Annotated in this window: 20 protein-coding genes; 11 read left to right on the top strand and 9 right to left on the bottom strand. The window is 62.8% G+C overall.

The features are described 5' to 3' along the window. Positions 1–27: 27 nt before the first annotated feature. Positions 28–828: an oxygenase MpaB family protein gene (locus M2368_RS09520; protein ID WP_498724399.1), complete on the top strand. Its 801-nt coding sequence runs from the start codon at positions 28–30 to the stop codon at positions 826–828. Positions 829–840: 12 nt separating this feature from the next. Here the strand turns inward: M2368_RS09520 and M2368_RS09515 are convergent, their stop codons facing one another. Next, positions 841–1,326, bottom strand: coding sequence for a DUF6328 family protein (locus M2368_RS09515; RefSeq protein WP_105656337.1), 486 nt, complete (start codon positions 1,324–1,326; stop codon positions 841–843). A 152-nt stretch (positions 1,327–1,478) separates the two neighbouring features. Here M2368_RS09515 and M2368_RS09510 point away from each other — a divergent pair, with 152 nt between their 5' ends. Both M2368_RS09510 and M2368_RS09505 read left to right on the top strand, forming a co-directional pair. After that, the gene (locus M2368_RS09510; RefSeq protein WP_498724398.1) at positions 1,479–1,859 is read left to right on the top strand and encodes a hypothetical protein; all 381 of its coding nucleotides are present in this window, start codon (positions 1,479–1,481) and stop codon (positions 1,857–1,859) included. 53 nt (positions 1,860–1,912) lie between these two features. Continuing rightward, positions 1,913–4,369, top strand: a complete 2,457-nt coding sequence (locus M2368_RS09505) for an excinuclease ABC subunit UvrA (RefSeq protein WP_332730763.1) — start codon at positions 1,913–1,915, stop codon at positions 4,367–4,369. A 7-nt stretch (positions 4,370–4,376) separates the two neighbouring features. On the opposite strand, the gene panD is transcribed toward M2368_RS09505, so the two are convergent. The 4 genes from panD to M2368_RS09485 form a co-directional block, all read right to left on the bottom strand. Continuing rightward, complete coding sequence (panD, locus tag M2368_RS09500; protein WP_332503325.1) at positions 4,377–4,799, bottom strand: aspartate 1-decarboxylase; 423 nt, start codon at positions 4,797–4,799, stop codon at positions 4,377–4,379. Positions 4,800–4,909: 110 nt separating this feature from the next. Then, on the bottom strand, positions 4,910–6,451 hold the full coding sequence (gene hutH / locus M2368_RS09495) for a histidine ammonia-lyase (protein ID WP_133834003.1): 1,542 nt from the start codon (positions 6,449–6,451) through the stop codon (positions 4,910–4,912). A gap of 169 nt (positions 6,452–6,620) precedes the next feature. Further along, positions 6,621–7,199 carry a DUF3060 domain-containing protein gene (locus M2368_RS09490; RefSeq protein ID WP_498724397.1) on the bottom strand — a complete coding sequence of 193 codons (579 nt, stop codon included), beginning with the start codon at positions 7,197–7,199 and terminating at the stop codon, positions 6,621–6,623. 273 nt (positions 7,200–7,472) lie between these two features. Beyond that, on the bottom strand, positions 7,473–7,886 hold the full coding sequence (locus M2368_RS09485; RefSeq protein WP_133834002.1) for a hypothetical protein: 414 nt from the start codon (positions 7,884–7,886) through the stop codon (positions 7,473–7,475). 379 nt (positions 7,887–8,265) lie between these two features. Between M2368_RS09485 and M2368_RS09480 the strand changes: the two genes are divergently transcribed. Next, on the top strand, positions 8,266–8,775 hold the full coding sequence (locus tag M2368_RS09480; RefSeq protein WP_133834001.1) for a Dps family protein: 510 nt from the start codon (positions 8,266–8,268) through the stop codon (positions 8,773–8,775). Between the two features lie 78 nt (positions 8,776–8,853). Here the strand turns inward: M2368_RS09480 and hutU are convergent, their stop codons facing one another. Further along, positions 8,854–10,530, bottom strand: coding sequence for a urocanate hydratase (gene hutU / locus M2368_RS09475; RefSeq protein WP_105661944.1), 1,677 nt, complete (start codon positions 10,528–10,530; stop codon positions 8,854–8,856). Positions 10,531–10,660: 130 nt separating this feature from the next. Beyond that, positions 10,661–11,875 (bottom strand): ROK family transcriptional regulator, encoded by a 1,215-nt coding sequence (locus M2368_RS09470; RefSeq protein WP_332487599.1) that lies wholly within the window; start codon positions 11,873–11,875, stop codon positions 10,661–10,663. A gap of 158 nt (positions 11,876–12,033) precedes the next feature. Here M2368_RS09470 and M2368_RS09465 point away from each other — a divergent pair, with 158 nt between their 5' ends. From M2368_RS09465 to M2368_RS09435, 7 genes are all read left to right on the top strand, one after another. Beyond that, complete coding sequence (locus M2368_RS09465) at positions 12,034–12,774, top strand: sugar phosphate isomerase/epimerase family protein (protein ID WP_332503319.1); 741 nt, start codon at positions 12,034–12,036, stop codon at positions 12,772–12,774. A gap of 5 nt (positions 12,775–12,779) precedes the next feature. Continuing rightward, on the top strand, positions 12,780–13,892 hold the full coding sequence (locus M2368_RS09460; RefSeq protein WP_332487602.1) for a Gfo/Idh/MocA family protein: 1,113 nt from the start codon (positions 12,780–12,782) through the stop codon (positions 13,890–13,892). A 46-nt stretch (positions 13,893–13,938) separates the two neighbouring features. Beyond that, on the top strand, positions 13,939–15,291 hold the full coding sequence (locus tag M2368_RS09455) for an ABC transporter substrate-binding protein (protein ID WP_498724396.1): 1,353 nt from the start codon (positions 13,939–13,941) through the stop codon (positions 15,289–15,291). Between the two features lie 95 nt (positions 15,292–15,386). Beyond that, a complete protein-coding gene (locus tag M2368_RS09450) occupies positions 15,387–16,379 on the top strand; it encodes a carbohydrate ABC transporter permease (protein ID WP_105656350.1) in 993 nt (330 codons plus the stop codon). Next, positions 16,372–17,211, top strand: a complete 840-nt coding sequence (locus tag M2368_RS09445) for a carbohydrate ABC transporter permease (RefSeq protein ID WP_105656351.1) — start codon at positions 16,372–16,374, stop codon at positions 17,209–17,211. Before M2368_RS09450 ends, M2368_RS09445 begins: the two co-directional genes overlap by 8 nt. Before the next feature lie 18 nt (positions 17,212–17,229). Continuing rightward, entirely contained in the window at positions 17,230–18,336 is a 1,107-nt protein-coding gene (locus M2368_RS09440) for a Gfo/Idh/MocA family protein (protein WP_498724395.1), read from the top strand. A 13-nt stretch (positions 18,337–18,349) separates the two neighbouring features. Next, complete coding sequence (locus M2368_RS09435) at positions 18,350–19,360, top strand: sugar phosphate isomerase/epimerase family protein (protein WP_498724394.1); 1,011 nt, start codon at positions 18,350–18,352, stop codon at positions 19,358–19,360. A gap of 7 nt (positions 19,361–19,367) precedes the next feature. On the opposite strand, the gene M2368_RS09430 is transcribed toward M2368_RS09435, so the two are convergent. Both M2368_RS09430 and M2368_RS09425 read right to left on the bottom strand, forming a co-directional pair. Next, a complete protein-coding gene (locus M2368_RS09430) occupies positions 19,368–20,141 on the bottom strand; it encodes an IclR family transcriptional regulator (RefSeq protein WP_498724393.1) in 774 nt (257 codons plus the stop codon). A 201-nt stretch (positions 20,142–20,342) separates the two neighbouring features. Beyond that, complete coding sequence (locus M2368_RS09425; protein WP_105656354.1) at positions 20,343–21,251, bottom strand: carbohydrate kinase family protein; 909 nt, start codon at positions 21,249–21,251, stop codon at positions 20,343–20,345. Between the last annotated feature and the right edge of the window lie 6 nt (positions 21,252–21,257).

The raw sequence follows: 21,257 nt of genomic DNA, 5'->3' as shown, positions 1-21,257 counted from the left end.
GCTAGCCGACTGCCTAGAATGGGGGTCATGACGCAAAGGAACCTGGCCGCAGAGAACGGCGAGCCCTTCTCCCGCATCGCGCCGGAAGCCGGGCTGCTGCTCGGAGCGGGCCGAGCCATCTTGCTTCAGCTGGCCCACCCGCAGATTGGCCGGGCCATTGCCGAGCACTCTGATTTCGCCGCCAACCCGCTCAGCCGGCTGATTCATACCCTCGGCTATATCTATGCATTGAGCAATGGCACAGCAGAACAGCAGCGCAAGATCATCGCCCATGTGGACGCGGCGCACCGGCCCATTCGCGCAACGCGTGACGAGGGCAGGCCCGCGTATTCTGCGCTGGATCCCAGGCTGCAGTTGTGGGTGGCGGCCACGCTCTATGATTCGGCCCGCGTGATTGCCGGCCAGATCCTGGATGAAATCAAGGCCGACCAGGAAGAGCTCTACCTGCAGTACGCACGGCTCGGTGAGGCCTTGCAGATGCCGGTCGACTACTGGCCGCAGGACCTCGGCGGCTTCGAGCAGTACTTTGCGCAGAATCAAGCGAAGCTGGAAGTCACCAACCAGACCCGGGCGCTGGCCCGCGAACTTTTCGAAGCACGCAATGCCCCATGGTGGGTCCGGATCGGCATGCCGTTGATGCGCGACGTGACCATCGCCCAGCTGCCGGCCCCGGTGCGCGAAGGCTTCGGCTATCGCCTCACCGGGAAAGCCGCGCAGCGCAACGCCCGCGTCATCGCCGTCGCCAGGGCCGCCACGCGGCTGCTGCCGCGAGCCCTCAGGCATGCGCCAATGCGGCTGATATTGCGCCGCGTCGACAAGATGGCCTAGCCGGCCCGAAGCCTAGTGCCCCGAGCCGTTCTCGGGTCCAACCCGGATCAGGATCCGTGGCAGCGCCACCAGCAGGAACAAGGCCACCAGGATCAGTGGCCCTCCGATCCAGGCCCCGATTTGCCAGCCGAAGAGCACCTGCAGCACAAACCAGACGCATCCCGAGACCAGCAACCCCACGCCGATGCCCACGATCTTCACGATGGCGTGGCCCAAGCTGACCGTCTGCTCCTTGAGCCGCTGTCCGAAGAGATACCGGTGCACGGCCACGGGGGTGATCAGCAGCAGAATCAGCACAGTGGCCGCCACCAGCAAGATGATGTAGACCACCTCGTCGGTTCGGCTGAGCATCTCGAACCTCGCCTGGAAGGGCAGGACGACCAGGAAAGCAGCCAGGATCTGCACACCAGTTTGCATCACCCGCATTTCCTGCAGCAGCTCGTTCCACTGCCGGTGCGGTGCGCCATCGCTGGTATCGGGGTGGGAACGCTTGATCATCACTGTTCTCCTCGGCCTCAATCCGCCAGCTGGTTGAACCCCGCCGGCTCAAACGACTATGCCAAGCAATGCCGGTGCAGGCAAGAGCTTGCTGGCCCGCCGGGCCAAACTGTAGGTCGCGGCCGGTACATTCGGGAGCCAAGCAGAATTCGATGATGGAGGAGCAGATGGAACCCGATGGCGCCGCCGGGAGCAGCATTGATGTGTGGTCGATGCCCAGCCAGGGCCTGGCCTGGTGCGATTGCGGCAAAGGCCATGAACTCACGGAGGAGATCGTGCTCCAGGCTATGGCGGCAGCCGGATTCGGACCCGGCCGGCCGCTGGCCCATGGACAGCTGGCCGAGCTGATTGCGGATCTCTGGCACTACTCACAGGTCTGCCGGTTCTTCCACCTGGCCGTGGAGCAGGCGGCGATGCGTATCCACGGGAAGGTCGATGAAATCTACCCGTGGGAACACGGTACCGATATCGTTGGATACTTCTCGAAGACCTGGCAAGGATGCCCCGACGCGGCCTGCCAATCAGAAGGGTGAGCGCGCGAGGTGCGAATTGAGTTCGCCCCGTGCAGGCGCATAGTGTGGGAAAGATGAAGAGCTTTGCATCCTTCCGGGCACCTGCCGACCATGACGGATTCATCCATGTGCGGGGTGCCAACGAGAACAACCTGGACAATGTCGAAGTGCGCATTCCGCGCGATTCCATTGTCGCCTTCACCGGGGTCTCCGGTTCCGGGAAATCTTCCCTGGCCTTCGGAACCATCTTCGCTGAATCCCAGCGCCGATTCCTGGAATCGGTGGCTCCCTACGCGCGGCGCCTGATCGCCCAGGGGCACACTCCCAAGGTGGAATTCATCTCCGGGCTGCCACCGGCCGTGGCCCTGCAGCAACGGCGTGGTGCTGCCAGTTCCCGTTCCACCGTCGGGACCCTGACTACGCTGTCCAACTCCGTGCGCATGCTGTTCTCCCGCGCAGGAACCTACCCCCAGGGTGCGGCGAGGCTGGATTCGGATGCCTTTTCCACCAACACCGCGGCCGGCGCCTGCGCGCAATGCCACGGTGCGGGAACGGTGCATTCGGTCAGCGAGGAATCGCTGGTCCCGGATTCCTCCCTGAGCATCAGGGACGGCGCGATTGCGGCTTGGCCCGGCGCCTGGCAGGGCAAGAACCTGCGGGACATCACCACGCACCTGGGCTACGACATCGACGTTCCGTTCCAGCAGCTGCCCGCGGAAACACGGAAGTGGCTGCTGTTCACCGAAGACCAGCCAGTCGTGGAAGTCACCCCGGAACGGGATCGCGTCGCCAAACCGTACAAGGGCCGGTTCTGGAGTGCCGAACGCTACGTACGGCACACGGTTGCGACCTCGAAGAGCGAGAACCTGCGGTCCAAGGCGCTGGCTTTCATGCATTCGCAGGATTGCCCGGCGTGCTCGGGGACGGGATTGCGCCCCGATGCGCTCCAGGTCACCTTCGACGGCCTGGATATCGCGGAATTCAACGGCAAGCCGCTCAGCTCCCTGGCCGAGCTCTTGCGCCCCTTCGCGGCTGATGCCCAGGCAGAGGCGCAGGCCGAAGTCGCGAGCATCATCAGCGCCGACCTGCTGGGCCGAATCCAGGTGCTGGTCGAGCTCGGGCTGGGATACCTGAGCCTGGACCGCGCCACCCCGACGCTGTCGCCGGGGGAAATGCAGCGCCTGCGCATCGCCACCCAGCTGCGCGCGGGACTGTTCGGCGTCATCTACGTGCTCGATGAGCCATCGGCCGGACTGCACCCGGCCGATGTGCAGCCGCTGATCGAGGTGCTCGATGCGCTCAAGGCCGAAGGCAACTCGGTGTTCGTGGTGGAGCACAATATGGATGTGGTCAGCCGTGCGCAATGGATTGTCGATGTCGGCCCGGGCGCGGGCAGCAACGGCGGGCAGGTGCTCTACAGCGGAGAAGTTTCCGGGCTGTCCGGAATTGAGGGATCCGTGACCCGGCGCTTCCTCGATCCCGGGCCTGCGCCGCGCCGCGAGCCGCGCGAAGCCCAAGGATGGGTGCAGCTGCGCGGGGTGAACCTGCACAACCTGGACGACGTGGACGCCGCGTTCCCGCTGGGGGTCTTCTGTTCGGTCACCGGCGTGTCGGGATCGGGCAAGTCCAGCCTGGTCTGCGGTGCCCTGGCCCAGGCTGCGGGCGGCCCGGTGCTTGCCGGGCCGGAGGATCCGGAGGCGGCGGCGGACCGCGCGGTGATCGCCGAGGTCACCGGCGCAGACCAGCTAAGCCGCGTAGTGCTCATGGACCAGAAGCCCATCGGGCGCACGCCCAGATCCAATGTCGCAACCTACACGGGCCTGTTCGATGCGGTCCGCAAGGCTTTCTCCGAGCTGCCGCTGTCCAGGCAACGCGGCTACAGTGCCGGACGCTTCTCCTTCAACGTTGCCGGCGGGCGGTGCGAGAACTGCCAGGGCGAAGGCTACCTGGAAATCGAGCTGCTCTTCTTGCCAGGGACCTACGGGCCATGTCCCGAATGCCGCGGAACCCGGTACAACCAGCAGACCCTGGACGTCGAATACCAGGGCAAGAACATTGCCCAGATCCTGGAACTGGACGTCAGCCAAGCCGAAGAATTCCTCTCCGGAATCCCTTCCGCGGCACGGGCCCTGGCGACCCTGCGCGAAGTCGGACTGGGGTATCTGCAGCTGGGCCAGCCAGCTACCGAAATGTCCGGCGGCGAAGCCCAGCGCATCAAGCTGGCCACCGAACTCCAGCGCCAGCGCCGCGGGCACACGCTCTATCTTCTCGATGAGCCCACCACCGGACTGCACCCTGCCGACGTGCAGCTGCTGGTATCGCAGCTGCAGCAGCTGGTCGACCAGGACAACACCGTCATCGTGGTGGAACACCAGATGGATGTGGTTGCCGCAAGCGACTGGGTGATCGATTTGGGGCCGGCCGGCGGGGATGGCGGCGGGCGCATCGTTGCCGAGGGGACCCCAACGGCGGTGGCGCAAGACAAGGCCAGCAGAACCGCGCAATACCTTGCGCGCCGGCTGGCCTTGTGAAGCTGGACTAGTTGCTGTTCAGCAGTGCGTACGGCGGGGTCTGCACCCCGTCGGCCACCGCTTCGGCAGGATCATCGCCGAGGTGGATGATCTTGTTATCGGCATCCACATGCACCACGCTCGGCACATAGCCACGAGCCTCGGCGTCTTCCATCTGCGCATAGCTGATCAGGATGACCAGGTCCCCGGGGTGCACCAGATGCGCTGCCGCACCATTGATGCCGATGACCCCGCTGCCCGGCTCGCCGGCGATGGTGTAGGTTTCCAGGCGGGCGCCGTTGGTGATGTCTACGATGCTGACCAGTTCGCCGGGCAGGATATCCGAGGCTTCGAGCAGCTCGGAGTCAACGGTGACCGAGCCTACGTAGTGCAGGTCTGCCTGGGTGACAGTTGCCCGGTGGATCTTGGACTTGAACATGGTGCGTTGCATTAGACGATTCTTTCACGCGAGGTAAGTGGTTTCCCGGTATCCAAGCTTACGCCTCTTGCGCGCAGATGCCCGGGCATTGTCCGGCACCCCACACAGTTGGCCGCGAACGGCTACTTTGGCAGATGGGTTTCCAGCACGCGATGCACTTCCCCGGAGGCCAGCAACTGGCAAGCAGCTTCCAGCTCGGCAGAGAGGAAACGGTCCTCGCCCGGACCTGCGACCTTGGTGCGCAGCAGCTCCAATACGGCGCCGGTAGCCGGGCCAGGCTGCAATGGCTGGCGCAGATCCAGGGCTCGACCGGCAATCAGCATTTCAATTGCCAGGATGCGGCGCAGGTTGGCGACCGAGGTGCGCAATTTGCGCGCCGCGTGCCAACCCAGGGAAACATGGTCTTCCTGCATCGCTGATGACGGGATGGAATCCACGCTGGCCGGTACGGCCAGACGCTTGTTCTCCGCGACCAGTCCGGCCTGCGTGTACTGGGCGATCATCATGCCCGAGTCCACGCCCGGGTCATCGGCAAGGAACGCTGGCAGGTCGCGGGAACGAGCCGGGTCGAGCATGCGATCGGTCCGGCGTTCTGCAATGGATCCCAGGTCAGCTACGGCAATGGCCAAGAAGTCCAAGACGTACGCCACGGGCGCACCGTGGAAGTTGCCGTTGGAAGTGACTTCACCCGATGGCAGCACGACAGGGTTATCGATGGCTGCTGCCAATTCGCGGGTGGCGACCAGGCGGGCATGGGCGATGGTGTCGCGTACTGCGCCGGTAACCTGCGGGGAGCAGCGCAGCGAGTAGGCATCCTGCACGCGGCCGTCGCCTTCGCGGTGCGAAGCGACAATGGGGGAGCCCGAAAGGAAACTGAACATGTTTGCAGCACTGCGGCCCTGGCCCGGATGCGGGCGCAGCGGTTCGTGCAGTTCAGCACGGAAGACCTGGTCGGTGCCCAGCTGGGCTTCGACGCTCATGGCCGCGGTGGCATCGGCAATGTCTGCGAGCTCTTCCAGGTCTGCCAGTGCCATCAGCAGCTGGCCGAGCATGCCGTCGGTGCCGTTGACCAGCGCCAGGCCTTCCTTCTCCGCCAGTTCGACAGGTTCCAGTCCTGCTTCAGCAAAGAGCTCCGGCACGGGGCGCTTCACGCCTTCGCGGTCAGTGGCTTCGCCTTCGCCCATCAGGACCAGTGCGCAGTGGGAGAGCGGAGCAAGGTCTCCTGAGCAACCCAGCGAACCGTACTCACGCACCACCGGGGTGATGCCGGCATTAAGCAGTCCAACCATGGTTTCCAGCACTACCGGGCGCACGCCGGTGCGGCCCGAGGCCAGGGTCTTGGCGCGCAGGAACATCAGCGCGCGCACCACTTCGCGCTCAACTGGGTCGCCCATGCCGGCTGCATGCGAGCGGATCAGCGAACGCTGCAGTTTAGCGCGGTCCTCGGGAGCGATGTGGCGCGTTGCCAGGGCGCCGAACCCGGTGGAAATGCCATAGACCGGGGTGTCGGCTGAAGCCAGGGCATCAATGTGGGCGCGGACTGCTGCCAGTTCTTCAAGAACCTGAGGCGCGAGGCTAATCTGCGCGTTGTGCCGGGCTACCGCAATCACGTCATCGGCGGTGGCGCCAGCTAGGTCCAGGGTTACGTGCGGGGAAGTAGCCATGATTTTCAATCCGTTCTCTACGCTGCAATGAGGTCTCTAATCTCCATTGTTCGGCAGAACGAGTTTGCACGGCACTGATATTCGGGTCATCTGTCCGAAATGCCAGACAGTGCCCTGGAGGGAGAAAAGAACGGACCTCCAATTGGAGGCCCGTTCAGGGGTTCCGGTTTCAGAAGATGATGCCTTCGAAGGCTTCCTCGCCAAATTTGTTGGACGAGCCGTTGTCCGTGACCTTGGCGTTCTCGTTAAGGGATGCGGCAGAATTGCCGATGCCGCTAAAGGTTACGTGCTTGATGTTCTTGACCGCTGCGATATTACCGCTGCCGTCCAGCTCAAGATTCTTGATGTGCGGAGCGACGATCATGTTTCCGGAACCAGAGACGGTGACGTTCTGGCAATCGCCGATGAGCTTCAGCATTTGACCCATTTCAGAGATATCCATGCCGCCCGTGCACCTGATTTCGGTCGCTTGCGCATCGAGGAAATCATAGACGGACTGGAAGGTGCTGTCCGCAGGTGCCTTCGGAACATTGGGAGTACCAGTAGAAGCGCCTTCTGGGGCTTTGGAGCTTGGGGTGACGCTGCCTTCGATAGGCCCGGCGTTCTCCGGTGCCATGCTTTCTTCTGCTGGTGCGCTTGTCTCTTCGCTGGAGGGTTGGATGCTCACGCAACCTGCCAGTGCGACTGCAAGGATTCCAACCGCCAGCGGCCCAGCGAGGCGTTTGGTAATTTTCGAGAACATAACCATCCTGTCAATCGAACCGGCCAGCGCATTTGGACACGCGGTATAGATACATTCTGCGTTGAATGACGATAAATGACCAACGCGAACGGCTCAGGAACGAATGAGTTCTCGTGCCCCGGGAGCACGCAACCATGCAATTTGCTGACGATTCCGTGCGGGGACAAAAGTAATCGCTTCACCGCTTGCCCAGTGCAAGCAGTGAAGCGATTACTAGTGCCCAGGGGGAGAAGGGGCACGATTTGAGCCGGCAGGCGAACCTACCGGGCTATTTGGTTCCTAGAATCCTTCATTCCGCTCTTCGGAACCAAACTGGCTTTCATCGTTTCCATACGATTGGCCATCGGACTGCTGTCCGGACTGGCTTTCGCCGCCAAACGATTCCTCACCGGATTCGTTGCTATCGCCGTAGGACTGCTGCTCCGACTGCTGTCCGGACTGGCTGTCGCTGCCGTAGGACTGCTGTTCTGACTGCTGGCTTTCGCCGCCACCGTAGGACTGCTGTTCCGACTGGCTGTCATTGCCGTAGGACTGCTGGCTTTCGCCACCGCCATAGGACTGCTGTTCTGACTGCTGGCTTTCGAATCCGCCATTGTCATTTGATCCGAAATCTGAATTGGACTGGCTTTCGAAGCCTTCAGATTCGTTGTTGTCGAAGTTCCCGAACTGCTCGTTTGCATCCTGCTCAGACATGCTGTCCTCCGTGGGTCGGTGGTTCCTGACTTGCCCTACGCTATGCGTAGAAAAAGCCCGGTTCAAGGATTTCGGGGAAGCTCAGGGCCGCTGGAAACCCGCAGTTAAGCCAATACCCATGGTGTTCAGAGACTTCGGCCAATATTCACTACTGCGTGCTAAAGGAATCGCCATTCCCGGGAACCCGAGGGACAAGGAGGATTTTCCGCAGCTGCCATGGCGGCTTCTGGAATTGCTCAACAGGCGCGAAGAGAAAGCTGAACGTTCTCCGAAAGAATTGTCCATCCGGTCGGAATCTGCCCGGTAAATCGATAGTGTCCAGACTGGGACACCGAGAAAGGTCTTGCCCCAAGCGTCCATGACAACGTAAGGAGAAGCATTGGCTAATTCGAAGAAGACTCCAGCAAAGAAAACTGATCGCGAAAACGCAGAAAACGGGTTCGTGGCTCCGGAAGTGCTGCGCGAGTCCTTGCAGACCGTGCTGATCCAGCTGCTGGACCTGCAATTGGTGGGCAAGCAAATCCACTGGAACGTCGTTGGTCCCAACTTCCGCGACCTGCACCAGAACCTCGACGAAATCGTTGACATCGCGCGCCGCGGCTCGGATGAAATCGCCGAGCGGATGCGAGCTTTGCATGCCACTCCGGACGGGCTGGCAGCAACGGTCACGAAGTACACGAAGCTGGAACAACCCGTGAATACCGAAATCCTGACCACCAATGCAGTGGACATGGTAGTCAAGGCACTGCAGACCACTGTGGGAGTCATGCGAGAGGTCCATGACCCGGTGGATGAAGCGGATCCGACCACCGCCGATATCCTGCACCAGTACATTGCGGATCTGGAGCAGCAAGCCTGGTTTATCAGCGCGGAAACCCGCAAGCCGTAAACCGGGCCGCGTGGTCCTGGAATTGAATAAATAGCCTGAGGCACCACAATCAGTGGTGCCTCAGGCTATGTGCGCGTCCTACTTCTCCTGTGCGGCCATCGGGATGCGCACGCCGCGCTCAGCGGCAACTTCGGCGGCGCGTTCGTATCCGGCATCGACGTGGCGGATGACGCCCATGCCCGGGTCATTGGTCAGCAGTGCCTCCAGCTTCGCGGCGGCCATTTCGCTGCCGTCAGCCAAGGAGACCTGGCCGGCGTGGATGGAACGGCCCATGCCCACGCCACCGCCATGGTGGATCGAAACCCAGGTGGCACCCGAACTGGTTGCGGTCAAGGCGTTCAGCAGCGGCCAGTCGGCCACGGCATCGGTGCCATCCTTCATGGCCTCGGTCTCGCGGTACGGCGAAGCTACCGAACCCGAATCCAGATGGTCGCGGCCGATCACGATAGGTGCAGAGACCTTGCCTTCGGCGACCAGCTGGTTGAACAGCAAGCCGGCCTTGTGGCGCTCGCCGTAGCCCAGCCAGCAGATGCGCGCCGGCAGGCCCTCGAACTCCACGTGCTTCTGTGCGGCATCCAGCCAGCGATGCAGGTGCTGGTTTTCCGGGAACAGGTCCTTCAGCGCCTGGTCGGTGACCTTGATGTCCTCGGGATCCCCGGACAGCGCTACCCAGCGGAACGGGCCCAGGCCTTCGCAGAACAGCGGACGGATGTAGGCCGGGACGAAGCCCGGGAATTCGAAGGCGCGGGTGAAACCGCCCTTGCGTGCCTCGTCGCGGATCGAGTTGCCGTAGTCGAAGACCTCCGCGCCGGCGTCCTGGAATCCCACCATCGCCTCGACCTGCGCGGCCATGGCGGCCTGGGCTTTCTTGGTGAAGCCGGCCGGATCGGCTTCGGCTTCGGCGTGCCATTGGTCCATGGTGTATTCCACCGGCAGGTAGCTGAGCGGATCGTGGGCACTGGTCTGGTCGGTGACGATGTCGAAGGAGAATTCTCCAGCTTCGTGGCGCTTGAGCAGCGCCGGGAAGACCTCGGCGGCGTTGCCGACGTAGCCCACCGACAGCGGGCGGCCTTCGGACTTGGCTGCCAGGACTTTGCCCAGCGCCTTGTCCAGATCCAGCTCGACCTCATCGAGGTAGCGCTTGGAGGCACGGCGGCGCAGTCGGGTTTCATCCACGTCAACGATCAGCACGGCACCGCCGTTGAGGGTCACGGCCAGCGGCTGGGCGCCGCCCATGCCGCCGCAGCCGCCGGTCAAGGTCAAGGTTCCGGCCAGCGAGCCCTTGAAGCGCTTCTCGGCGATCGCGGCGAAGGTTTCGTAGGTGCCCTGCAAGATGCCCTGGGTGCCGATGTAGATCCACGAACCGGCGGTCATCTGGCCGTACATCATCAGGCCTTCGGCTTCGAGCTTGCGGAAGTGCTCCCAGTTGGCCCAGTCGCCAACGAGGTTGGAGTTGGCAATCAGCACCCGTGGTGCCCACTTGTTGGTCTTGAAGACGCCGACCGGCTTGCCGGACTGCACCAGCAGCGTCTCGTTCTCTTCCAGGTCCTTGAGCGTCTGGACGATCGCATCGAATGCCTCCCATGAGCGGGCTGCCTTGCCGGTGCCGCCGTAGACCACGAGATCCTCGGGGCGTTCGGCAACTTCCGGATCCAAGTTGTTCATCAGCATGCGCAATGGGGCTTCGGTGGCCCAGGACTTGGCGGTCAGTTCGGTACCGCGCGGGGCGCGGACAACACGTGGTTCGTGGCTCATGGCAATTCCTTACGATGTAACGTAGCTAACTGATTCCATCATTGGCTATCGGCCATGGCTTGGGTACCGGGGAATAGGCAGAGCTGTCCGGTATTTCAGAATCGGAGGAATTTCCGGTTGCCTCCAGCTCCTAGGTGGCGGGGATCAGCGCCAGCGCGCTGCGTTCGATGGCCTCCGGGCTCAGGGCCTGGCTGATGGCGATCATGCTGGCTCCGCGCAGGGCTCCAACTTCCCAGCTGCGCGAGGTGCGGATCTGCAGGTGCTGGGTGGACAGTGGCGCTCCGCGCTGGTAGACCACCTCGCGGATGCCTGCCAGCAGGTGCTCTCCGGCGGCGGAGATCCGTCCGCCGACCACGATCAGCGACGGGTTCAGCAAGCTCACGCTGGCAGCCAATACCTCGCCCAAGTCGCGGCCGGCTTGGCGCACTGCATGGATCGCTTGGATGTTCCCCGAGTTCACCAGGGCGACCACATCGGTGTTGCTGTGCGCTTCGATGCCCTGCGCCCGCAACGCGGTGGCAATTTTGGGTCCGGCAGCTACGGCTTCCAGGCAGCCTTCATTGCCGCAATGGCAGTAGATGCCATCGCCGCGGCGGATGCGCACGTGCCCGATATCGCCGGCTGTACCCTGCGCTCCGCGTTGCAGCAGTCCTCCGGAAATGATGCCCGAGCCGATGCCGGTGGCCAGCTTGACGAAAATGAAGTCCTCGCTGCCGGTCTCCAGCTGGTCCTTCTCGCCAATGGCCATGAGGTTGACGTCATTGTCCACGACTACCAAGGCGTCCAGCTGCTGCTGGAACCAAGCGGGGATGTCGAAGTCGTCCCATCCGGGCATGATGGGCGGATTGGCGGGACGGCCGGTCTCGAAATTCACCGGCCCTGGCACTCCCATGCCTATGGCAATGACATCGTCACGGGTGCGGCCCAGCGAATCGAGCAAGCCATCGGCCAGATCCATCGCGGTCTGCAAGATCGCCACCGGGCCGTCGGCGAAGGAAATGGGAGCCTGGGATTGCACTAGGGGAGTGGGGGCCAGATCGGTCAGGGCAACGCGCAGGTGGCTGGCTCCCAGATCGACGGCCAGCACCAGGCGGGCATCGGGGAGCAGGGCAAGCCGCTGGGGAGGGCGGCCTCCGGTGGACGCGCCATCCGCGATGGTGCCAACCAGGCCCAGCTGGATGAGCACGTCGAGGCGCTCTTGCAGGGTGGAGCGAGCCATGCCGGTCAGGGCGGCAAGGTCCGTGCGGCTGTGCGCGGCACCGTCCATGAACAGTTGCAAGACGTCGCCTGCCCCACTGGCGCCGCGGGCGAATTGCATGCTTTGGGGGCTCGAAGGATTGGCCATGAACCCAGTAAAACACAGCAATGGACGCGAAGCCGAAACACTTTATGAGAATGTCGACATACTTCTATTGACTATCGACAAAAGTAAAACTAGTCTCAAGGTGTGATGCAAGTCATGAGCATCTGGATCGCACCCACCACTTCTTTCAGGAGACGCCTTTGCCTGCCCACGACCTATCAATCCAGCTGTACACGCTGCGCGAGCACATCGCAGAGAACCTGGCCGCGACGCTCGAACGCGTAGCTGGCATCGGCTACACGCAAGTCGAGCCGTACAACTTCGTGGCCCGCGCTGACGAGTATGCACTGGCGCTGGCCGAGAACGAACTCAGCGCGCCAACGGCGCACGCACCGCTGCTCTCCTCGGACTACGACGAGGTCTTCGCCGCGGCCGGCAAACTCGGCATCAGCACCGTCATCGATCCGTTCATCCCGGCGGAGCAGTGGCAGGATGCCGAGTCCATCGGTGCCATCGCGCAGAAGCTCAACGCCGCCTCCCGGCGCGGGGCCGAATACGGCATCAGGGTCGGCTACCACAACCACGACTGGGAGATCTCCAGCAAGATCAATTCCAAGACGGCCCTGGAATACCTGGCTAGCCTGCTGGACCCGGAAGTCGTCCTGGAAGTGGACACCTACTGGGTTGCCGTGGGCGGCGCCGATGTGCTCCAGCTGCTTGAAGCGCTGGCACCCCGCGTCGTAGCCCTGCACATCAAGGACGGGCCGAAGTCCAAGAACCACAAGGAACAGGTTCCAGTGGGCAGCGGATCCATGCCGATCGACCAGATCATCGACGCCACCAACGGCATGCTGCATGTAGTGGAACTCGATGACTTCGCAGGCGACATCTTCCAGGCCGTGTCCGAAAGCCGCGCCTACCTCGTAGCAGAAAAGAACTAGGGACTATGGAATTTCAGAATCAGCCCATGGGCGTGGGCATTGTCGGAGCCGGCACCATCAGCGACCAGTACCTGGAGAACCTCACCGCATTCCCGGACCTCGCCGTGCGGTTCATCGCCGACCTGGATACCGAACGCGCAGCAAGCCAAGCGCGCAAATGGTCCGTGGAAGCCTCGGGAACCTACGCCGAATTGCTGGCCCGCGAAGACATCCAGATCGTCGTGAACCTGACGATCCCGGCAGTGCATGTCGAGGTAGCCCTGCAGGCGGTGGCCGCCGGCAAGCACGTCTGGGGCGAGAAGCCCTACGCGCTGGACCGCGAATCCGGACGGCAGCTGGTCGAAGCCGCCAAGGCAGCAGGAGTCCGCGTCGCCGTGGCCCCGGATACCATCCTGGGTGCGGGCCTGCAGACCGGCCTGCGGCAGATTGAAGCAGGCGCCATCGGCACCCCGCTTTCGGGCCTGGCCATCTTCCAGGGCCCCGGCCCGGAATCCTGGCACCACAGCCCGGAATTCCTCTTCGCCCACGGCGCGGGACCGCTCTTCGACCTCGGGCCCTACTACCTGACCACCCTGGTGCGGGTCTTCGGCCCGGTAGCCAAGGTTGCCGCCCTGGGTTCGCAGGCCCGCGCGCAGCGGGTCATCGGTGCAGGCCCCAAGGCCGGAACCAGCTTCCCGGTCGAGGTCCCAACCCACGTCGGAGCGCTGCTCTCCTTCGAATCCGGGGCCAGTGCGCAGTGCATCTTCAGCTTCGACTCCAAGCTCAAGCGTGCAGGGTTCGTGGAGATCTCCGGAACGGAAGGCACCGCGCAGCTGCCGGATCCGAACGAATTCACCGGAGACACCATCCTGCACCTGGAGGACCAGGAGCCGAGCGTTGTCACCGCCCAAGGATCCACCTACGGGCGCGGCACCGGCGTTGCCGAACTCGCCCAAGCCATCCGCGAGGGACGCAAGGAACGCGTGCCCGGCGAACTGGCGTTCCACGTCCTGGACATCATGGTCTGCGCCGCGGAAGCAATGGAATCGGGAGCATTCATCGACGTGGCCTCGACGATCGAGCCCATCGCGCTGCTGGACCCAGCCTGGGATCCTTCGGCTCCCGGCATCCTTGCCTGAAGCACCACCCCTTGACAGCATCACCCGCACCTGAAAAGGAATAAACATGTCTGCACCACATTTCAAGAGCAAGCTGGGGCGCTTCACGGCGATTACCTCCATCGCAGCGTTGTCGCTCAGCGGCCTGGCCGCCTGTTCCGGCTCGGCTTCCGGCTCCGGCTCGGAAGAAGCCGGCGGGACCATCACCTACTGGGCTTCGAACCAGGGCAGCTCAGTCACCCAGGACGAGGAGATCCTGGGCGAATCCATCAAGCGGTTCACCGAGGAAACCGGCATCGAGGTCGAGCTGGAAGTCGTTCCCTGGGCCGACCTGTACAACCGCATCCTCACCGCCGTTTCCAGCGGCGAAGGGCCGGACGTGCTGAACATCGGCAACACCTGGGCCACCACCTTGCAGGCCAGCGGCGCCTTCGTCCCCTTTGAAGGCGAGGCGCTGGAAGCCATAGGCGGAGCCGAGAAGTTCGTGCCGGTAGCCCTGGCCACCGGCGGCGCCGAGGGCCAGGCCCCAACCTCGCTGCCGTTGTATTCCATGGCCTACGGCCTGTACTACAACACCAAGATGTTCGAGGAAGCCGGCATCAAGCAGGCTCCGAAGACCTGGGATGAATTCTTGGCCACCGCCAAGAAGCTGACCAAGGATACCGACGACGACGGCAAGGTCGACCAGTACGGCTTCACCTTGGCCGGACAGCGTACCGCCAATAATGCCCACTCCGCATTCATCCTGGGCATGCAGAACGGCGGCGAGCTGTACACCACGGACGGCAAGCCGGACTTCACCAATGATGGCGTCGTCAGCGGCGTCAACGACTGGATCCAGCTGATGGGCGAGGACGGCGTGGTCTCCAAGTCCAACGCCGAGATCAATGACGGTTCGGTGCTGCCAGGGGAAATCATGGACGGCAACGCCGCCATGTTCTTCGACCAGGCCCCGGGCAAGTCCTTCAATGCCGCGGACTTCAAGGACTACGCCATGGCGCCCATCCCGCTGAAGAACGCCGATGCCACCGGGCTGGAAGCCACCCAGTCGCTGGTTGCCGGCATCAACGTGAGCGTCTTCGAGAACTCGGATAACAAGGATGCCGCCCTTGAATTCGTGAACCACCTGCTCAGCGTCGATGAGCAGAAGAAGCTGAACGCCAAGTACACCTCGCTGCCATCGGTCACCGAAGCTTTCGACGACCCGGCCTTCGACACCCCCGAGCAGCAGGCCAAGAAGGAGATCCTGGCCAATAACGCTGCCCCGATGCCGCTGTTCCCCACCGAAGGGCAGATGGAATCCCTCGTAGGCGAGGCCATCGCCAAGCAATTCGCCAGGATTGCCCAGGGCGAAAAAATCACCGAGGCCGATGTCCGCAAGGCATTGGAAGACGCGCAGAAGCAGATGCCGGCTAGCTAGCGGCCCGACACGTTGCACTGGCCGCGGGAGCGGACCTCCTTGCGCCCCCGCGGCCAGTTGCAGCACCCAAATTCGTTTTCATGAAAGGAGACCGAATGTCGGCGCCAGCCCAGACACCGCCTCGAATCAGCGAACCGCTCAAGCCCCGCGACGCTTCAAGGGCGATCAAGCGCAGTTCAATCAAGCGCGACCGGTTCTTCCCCTATGCGCTCTCAGCTCCCGCGGCATTCCTGGAACTGCTGATCCACATCATCCCGATGCTGCTCGGCGTATGGATCGCCTTCCTCTCGTTGACCCAGTTCTCCATTGCCAACTGGGTCAAGGCCCCGTTCGTGGGACTGCAGAACTTCACCACCGCGCTGGACCCCAACGGTCCGATCGGTTCCCAATTCTTCGACGCCCTCGGGCGCACCTTCCTGTTCACCTTCCTGGTAGTGGCAATCGCCTGGAGCCTTGGCATCTTCGCCGCGGTCTTGCTGGCATCCAAATTCCGCAGCAACGGATTCTTCCGCACCCTGTTCCTGGTGCCCTACGCACTGCCAAGCTACGTCACCACCATCGCCTGGGCGTTCATGTTCAACCAGCGCGATGGCATGGTCAACCGCTTCCTGGTCGAAGACCTCGGGATCCTGGAGGAAGGGCCGTTCTGGCTATTGGGCGGGAATTCCTTCTTTGTCATGGTGGTTGTCGCCGTCTGGCAATTCTGGCCTTTCGCTTTCCTGATGCTGCTGGCCGCCCTGCAATCCATCCCGAACGAAGTCTATGAAGCCGCTTCCCTGGATGGAGCCAGCCTGTGGAAGCAGTTCACCAGGATCACCCTGCCAATGATCAAGCACGCCAACGTGGTGCTGCTTTTGATGCTGGGACTGTGGGTGTTCAACCAGTTCGACATCCCCTACCTGCTCTTCGGCCCGGTGTCCCCGGAAGAAGCAACCCTGATTTCCCCGTTGATCTACCAGCAGTCCTTCAACAACTGGAACTTCGGCGTGGGTGGCGCCTTGAGCGTCGTCCTGCTGATTGCCCTGCTGATCGTCTCAGCGTTCTACATCCGACTTGTCATGCCGAAGGGAAAGAGCATCGATGATTGAGACCCGCGGCTTCCGCATCCTGCGAGTTTTCGGACTGGCCTTCATCACCCTGATCATCGTGCTGCCGCTCTACGTGGTGCTCACGACCTCCATCAAGCCCCTCAAGGATGTGCGCGGCGCCTTCGAGTGGATTCCCTCGGAAATCACGCTGGCCCCGTACCTGGATATCTGGACCACGGTGCCGCTGGGCAAGTACTTCGCCAACTCGTTGATCGTGACCATCAGCGCCACCATCCTCTCGGTTTCCATCGCGATCCTGGCCGCCTATGCGCTCTCGCGCTTCGACTTCCGCGGGGCACGGTCCTTCCGGCTGATCGTGCTCTCCACCCAGATGTTCCCCGGCATCCTGTTCCTGCTGCCGCTCTTCTTGATCTTCACCCAGCTGGAGCGTGCCGTGGGACTGCAGCTGAACGGAACCTACCTGGGGCTGATCGTCACCTACATGACGTTCTCCCTGCCATTCTCCATCTGGATGCTCACCGGCTTCTTTGCCGCCATGCCCAAGGAACTGGAAGAGGCGGCCATGGTCGATGGACTTGGCCGGCTCGGCGCACTGCTCAAGGTGGTCTTGCCGGTAGCACGCCCGGGGATCATCGCGGTGTCGGTCTACTGCTTCATCACTTCCTGGAGCGAAGTGCTCTTCGCCAGTGTGCTCACCAATTCGGACACCAGGACGCTGTCCATCGGCTTGCAGGCCTACGCTTCGCAGACCGATGTGTACTGGAACCAGATGATGGCCGCCTCGGTGGTGGTATCGATTCCGGTGCTGGTCGGTTTCCTCTTCGCGCAACGGCACCTGGTCGCAGGCTTGTCCTCCGGCGCGGTCAAGTAAGAAAAGACAAGGAATTACATGTCCCAGTTGAACAGCCAGCAGGCTGCACCGGCCATGCAGGAACTGAAGGTCGGCGTCATCGGCGGCGGCTTCATGGCCCGGACCCACGCCGATGCGATCCGCCGGGCAGGCGCCCAGCTCATCGGGGTGCGGTCCAACGGCGAGCAATCCACCCGCCAAGCGTCGGCCGCCCTGGGCGTGCCCGGTTTCGGCAGCGTCGAAGCGCTGCTCGCCCAATGCGACGCCGTGCATGTCACCTCGCCCAATGCGTTGCATGCCGAGCAGGCAGCCTCCGCACTGGCAGCTGGCCTGTCCGTTGTTTGCGAGAAGCCGCTGGCGACCAGCGCCCGGGAAGCCGGCGAGCTGGCCTTGCTGGCATCGCGTTCCCGGGCCGTGGCTTCGGTGCCGTTCGTCTACCGCTACCACCCCATGGTGCGGCAGGCCCGGGCCCACGTGCAGGAAGGGAAACTTGGCCGGCTGCTGACCGTGCGTGGCCAGTACCTGCAAGATTGGATGCATACGGTCAGCGACAGCAACTGGCGGGTAGAACCAGCCAAAGGCGGGCCTTCGCGGGCCTTCGCGGACATCGGTTCGCATCTGGTGGACCTGCTGGAATTCATTGCGGGGGAGCGGATCGTTCGGCTGAACGCGACCACCTCCATTGCCCATAAGCAGCGGGGCGCCGTGGACGTCGATACCGAGGATGCTGCTGCCTTGATTGTGCAGATGGCTTCGGGAGCCATCGGCACGCTGATGGTGTCACAGGTCAACGCAGGCCGGAAGAACGCCTTGACCATCGAGTTGTCCGGAGACCGGTCGGCGCTGGAATTCAAGCAGGAAAAGCCGGAAGAACTGTGGATCGGCAAACCCGACATGTCCTCGATCCTGTCCCGCCAGGCCGCTGATCTCAGTCCCGACGCCGCACGCTTGTCGGTGGTACCCGCAGGACACCCGATGGGCTACCTTGATGCTTTCGCCGCTTTCGTGGCCGACACCTACGCGGCGATCCGTGGCGAAGCACCCGATGGGCTTCCAACTTTTGCCGATGGCGCCCGCGCCTGCCGTTTGACCGATGCCGTTCTGGAATCGGCTGATTCCGGGGACTGGATCGACACCGATGACTAGAGGAGAAACCACCATGAACGCGACGCATCCAGTGACGCTTTTCACCGGCCAGTGGGCTGATATGCCCTTCGAAGAAGTCGCCCGGCTGGCTTCCGAATGGGGTTATGACGGATTGGAAATCGCAGCCAGCGGTGACCACCTGGACCTCAAGCGTGCCGACGAGGATCCGGCCTACCTCCAGTCGCGGCTGGAAATCCTGGACAAGTACGGGCTGAAAGCCTGGGCGATCTCCAACCACCTGGGCGGCCAGGCTGTCTGCGATGATCCAATCGACTTCCGCCACCAGGCCATCCTGCGCGACTATGTCTGGGGCGATGGGGATGGGGAAGGCGTCCGCCGGCGGGCCGCCGAGGACATGAAGCGCTCGGCCCGCGTCGCCCGCAAGCTCGGTGCCGATGTAGTGGTTGGCTTTACCGGCTCGAGGATTTGGCAGTACGTCGCGATGTTCCCGCCGGTTCCGGGCGAGGTCATCGATGCAGGCTACGAGGACTTCGCGGATCGCTGGAATCCGATCATGGACGAATTCGATGAGCAGGGGGTGAAGTTCGCGCTGGAGGTGCACCCATCCGAGATCGCCTACGATCACTGGACCACCGTGCGCACCATGGAAGCAATCGGCCACCGCGAAGCGTTCGGGCTGAACTGGGATCCAAGCCATATGTTCTGGCAGGGCATCGACCCGGTCGCATTCATCACCGACTTCGCCGACCGCATCTACCACGTGGATTGCAAGGACACCCGGATGCATCATCCCAACGGGCGCAATGGCATCCTGGGTTCCCATCTCCCGTGGGGCGATCCCCGCCGGCGCTGGGACTTCGTCTCCACCGGCCACGGAGACATCAACTGGGAAGATGCCTTCCGCGCACTGGACTTCCACGGGTACAAGGGCCCCATCTCCATTGAATGGGAAGACGCGGGAATGGACCGCTTGCACGGTGCGAAGGAAGCTGTGGGCTACATCCGCAGCCTCCTGTTCAAGCGCCCCGAAGCGTCCTTCGACGCGGCATTCTCGAACCAGTAGCACCTGGCTAGGAAGGACGCTTGCCCTGCACCCGCGAGGTAATCACCGAAGCGGTGGCGCGGATCTGCAGCAGGAGAGTCTCCCACTGCTCTTCGGGGACACGATCGGCCAGGAAGGTGACAGCAACGGCGGCCACCGGCCAATCGCTGGAATCCCGGATTTCTACCGCGAGCGAGTGGAAATCCGGGGTGACATCCCCGCGCTCTACGGCATAGCCGCGCTGCGTGCTCTGGTCCAGCTCGCGGCGCAACTGCGAGTAGCTGGAGATCGATGACTCGGCCACTCGCTCCGTGAAGCTGGCAGCACCGGGGTAGAGCGCACGCACCTGGGATTTGGGCAGCGCGGCGAGAATTGCCCTGCCGGATGCGGTCAGGTGCGAAGGCAGGCGAACACCCACGTCGGTGACCAAGGATGGCCGGCCCTTGGCGCGTTCTTCGACAATGTAGAGAACATCGGAACCATGCAGCACGGCCAGGTGGGCGCTTTCCTCGACCTTGTCGACCAGCTGGGCAATCAGCGGGGCACCCAGCCGTGCCAGCGGTTCCTGGCGGGTATAGGCGCTGGAAAGCTCAAAAGCGGAGACACCCAGACCATAGGATTTGTCCTCTGGATAGTGGGTGATGAATCCGTGCTCCAGCATCACGTTCAGCAGCTGGTAGACACTGGATCGAGGAAGCTCCAGCAACGTGGCGATCATTGCCGCCGGAGTCGGGGTCTTCCTGCTGGCCAGCAACCTGAGGATCCGCAAGGTGTTATCGGCCGCTGGAACCTTGCTGCCCATGGGGCCTCCTCAATGAATCGTGCATAGTGCTCTGCAAGGAACTCTAGCAACCTGGTCAGCGGTTTCCTTCGATAGTCCAGGCTGCTGGGCTGGCTGCCGGCGGATAATGCTAGTCACCCACAACGAATGAAATAAATAGTCGCTGGGACCAACGCCATTCCAGGCGGAGATCCCAGCGACTATCGGCCAGAAATGAAAGGTCTAGCGCGTCGTGGAACTGAGGAAATGATTCAGCTCGTCAAGGGTTGGAGGATTCGCCCCGGCGCGGGACACGGTGATTCCCGCGCACACCGAAGCGATCTGCATGACCTTCTCCAGCTCGACGCTGTCCAGCTGCGTGCCATCGCGAAGGGACTTGGCCAGCGAGCTGTCCAAGATGGCGTGGAGCAGCCCGGCCATGAACGCATCACCGGCGCCGACCGTATCTACGGTACGCACCGAAATCGAGGGAACCATGACCTCGCTTTGCCTGGTCCGGGCCTCGGCTCCGCGTGCGCCGAAGGTAATGATCGCTAGCGATGCCCCGCGCTCCAAGAAGTGCTCCAGGATGCGATTGGTGTCCCATCCCGGATAGAGCCACAGGGCGTCTTCGTCACTGAGCTTGACGATATCCGCCAACCCGGCCAGCTTCTCGATCTGCTTGACCGATTCTGCCCGGTCCTCGACCAGCTCCGGGCGCAGGTTCGGATCGAAGCTCAGGATCTGGCCCGGTGGGGAAGCCTCGAAAGCCTCATGGATTCGAGCGGCACTCGGACCCTGGAATGCTGCAACGGATCCTGAATGGAACAAGGTGGCTTGGGTCGAAGCCATGCTCTGCAATTTGCAGTTCAGCTGGAACTCGTAGTTGGCATCTCCGGACTCGTCCAGCACGACGGTGGCGCTGGAAGTCTGCGCATCGGTGTGTGATCCGGCTGCGAGCTGAACGCCTGAGGCCGCCACATGTTCGGCGATCAGCCGGCCATGCTCGTCATCGCCGATGTCCGTCTGGAGCAGGACTTCGTGGCCCAATCGGCCCAGTCCAACAGCAACATTCATCGGGGAACCGCCGGGATGCGCCACACCATCGACGATATCGACGAGGGCTTCACCGGCAACCTGAATATTAACCATGACATC

Origin of the sequence: Arthrobacter sp. JUb119, from assembly GCF_024807995.1 — a bacterium.
In the GTDB taxonomy this organism is placed as follows: domain Bacteria; phylum Actinomycetota; class Actinomycetes; order Actinomycetales; family Micrococcaceae; genus Glutamicibacter.
Note: the sequence above shows the minus strand (reverse complement) of the source record. Positions and strands in the feature narration are given on the sequence as shown.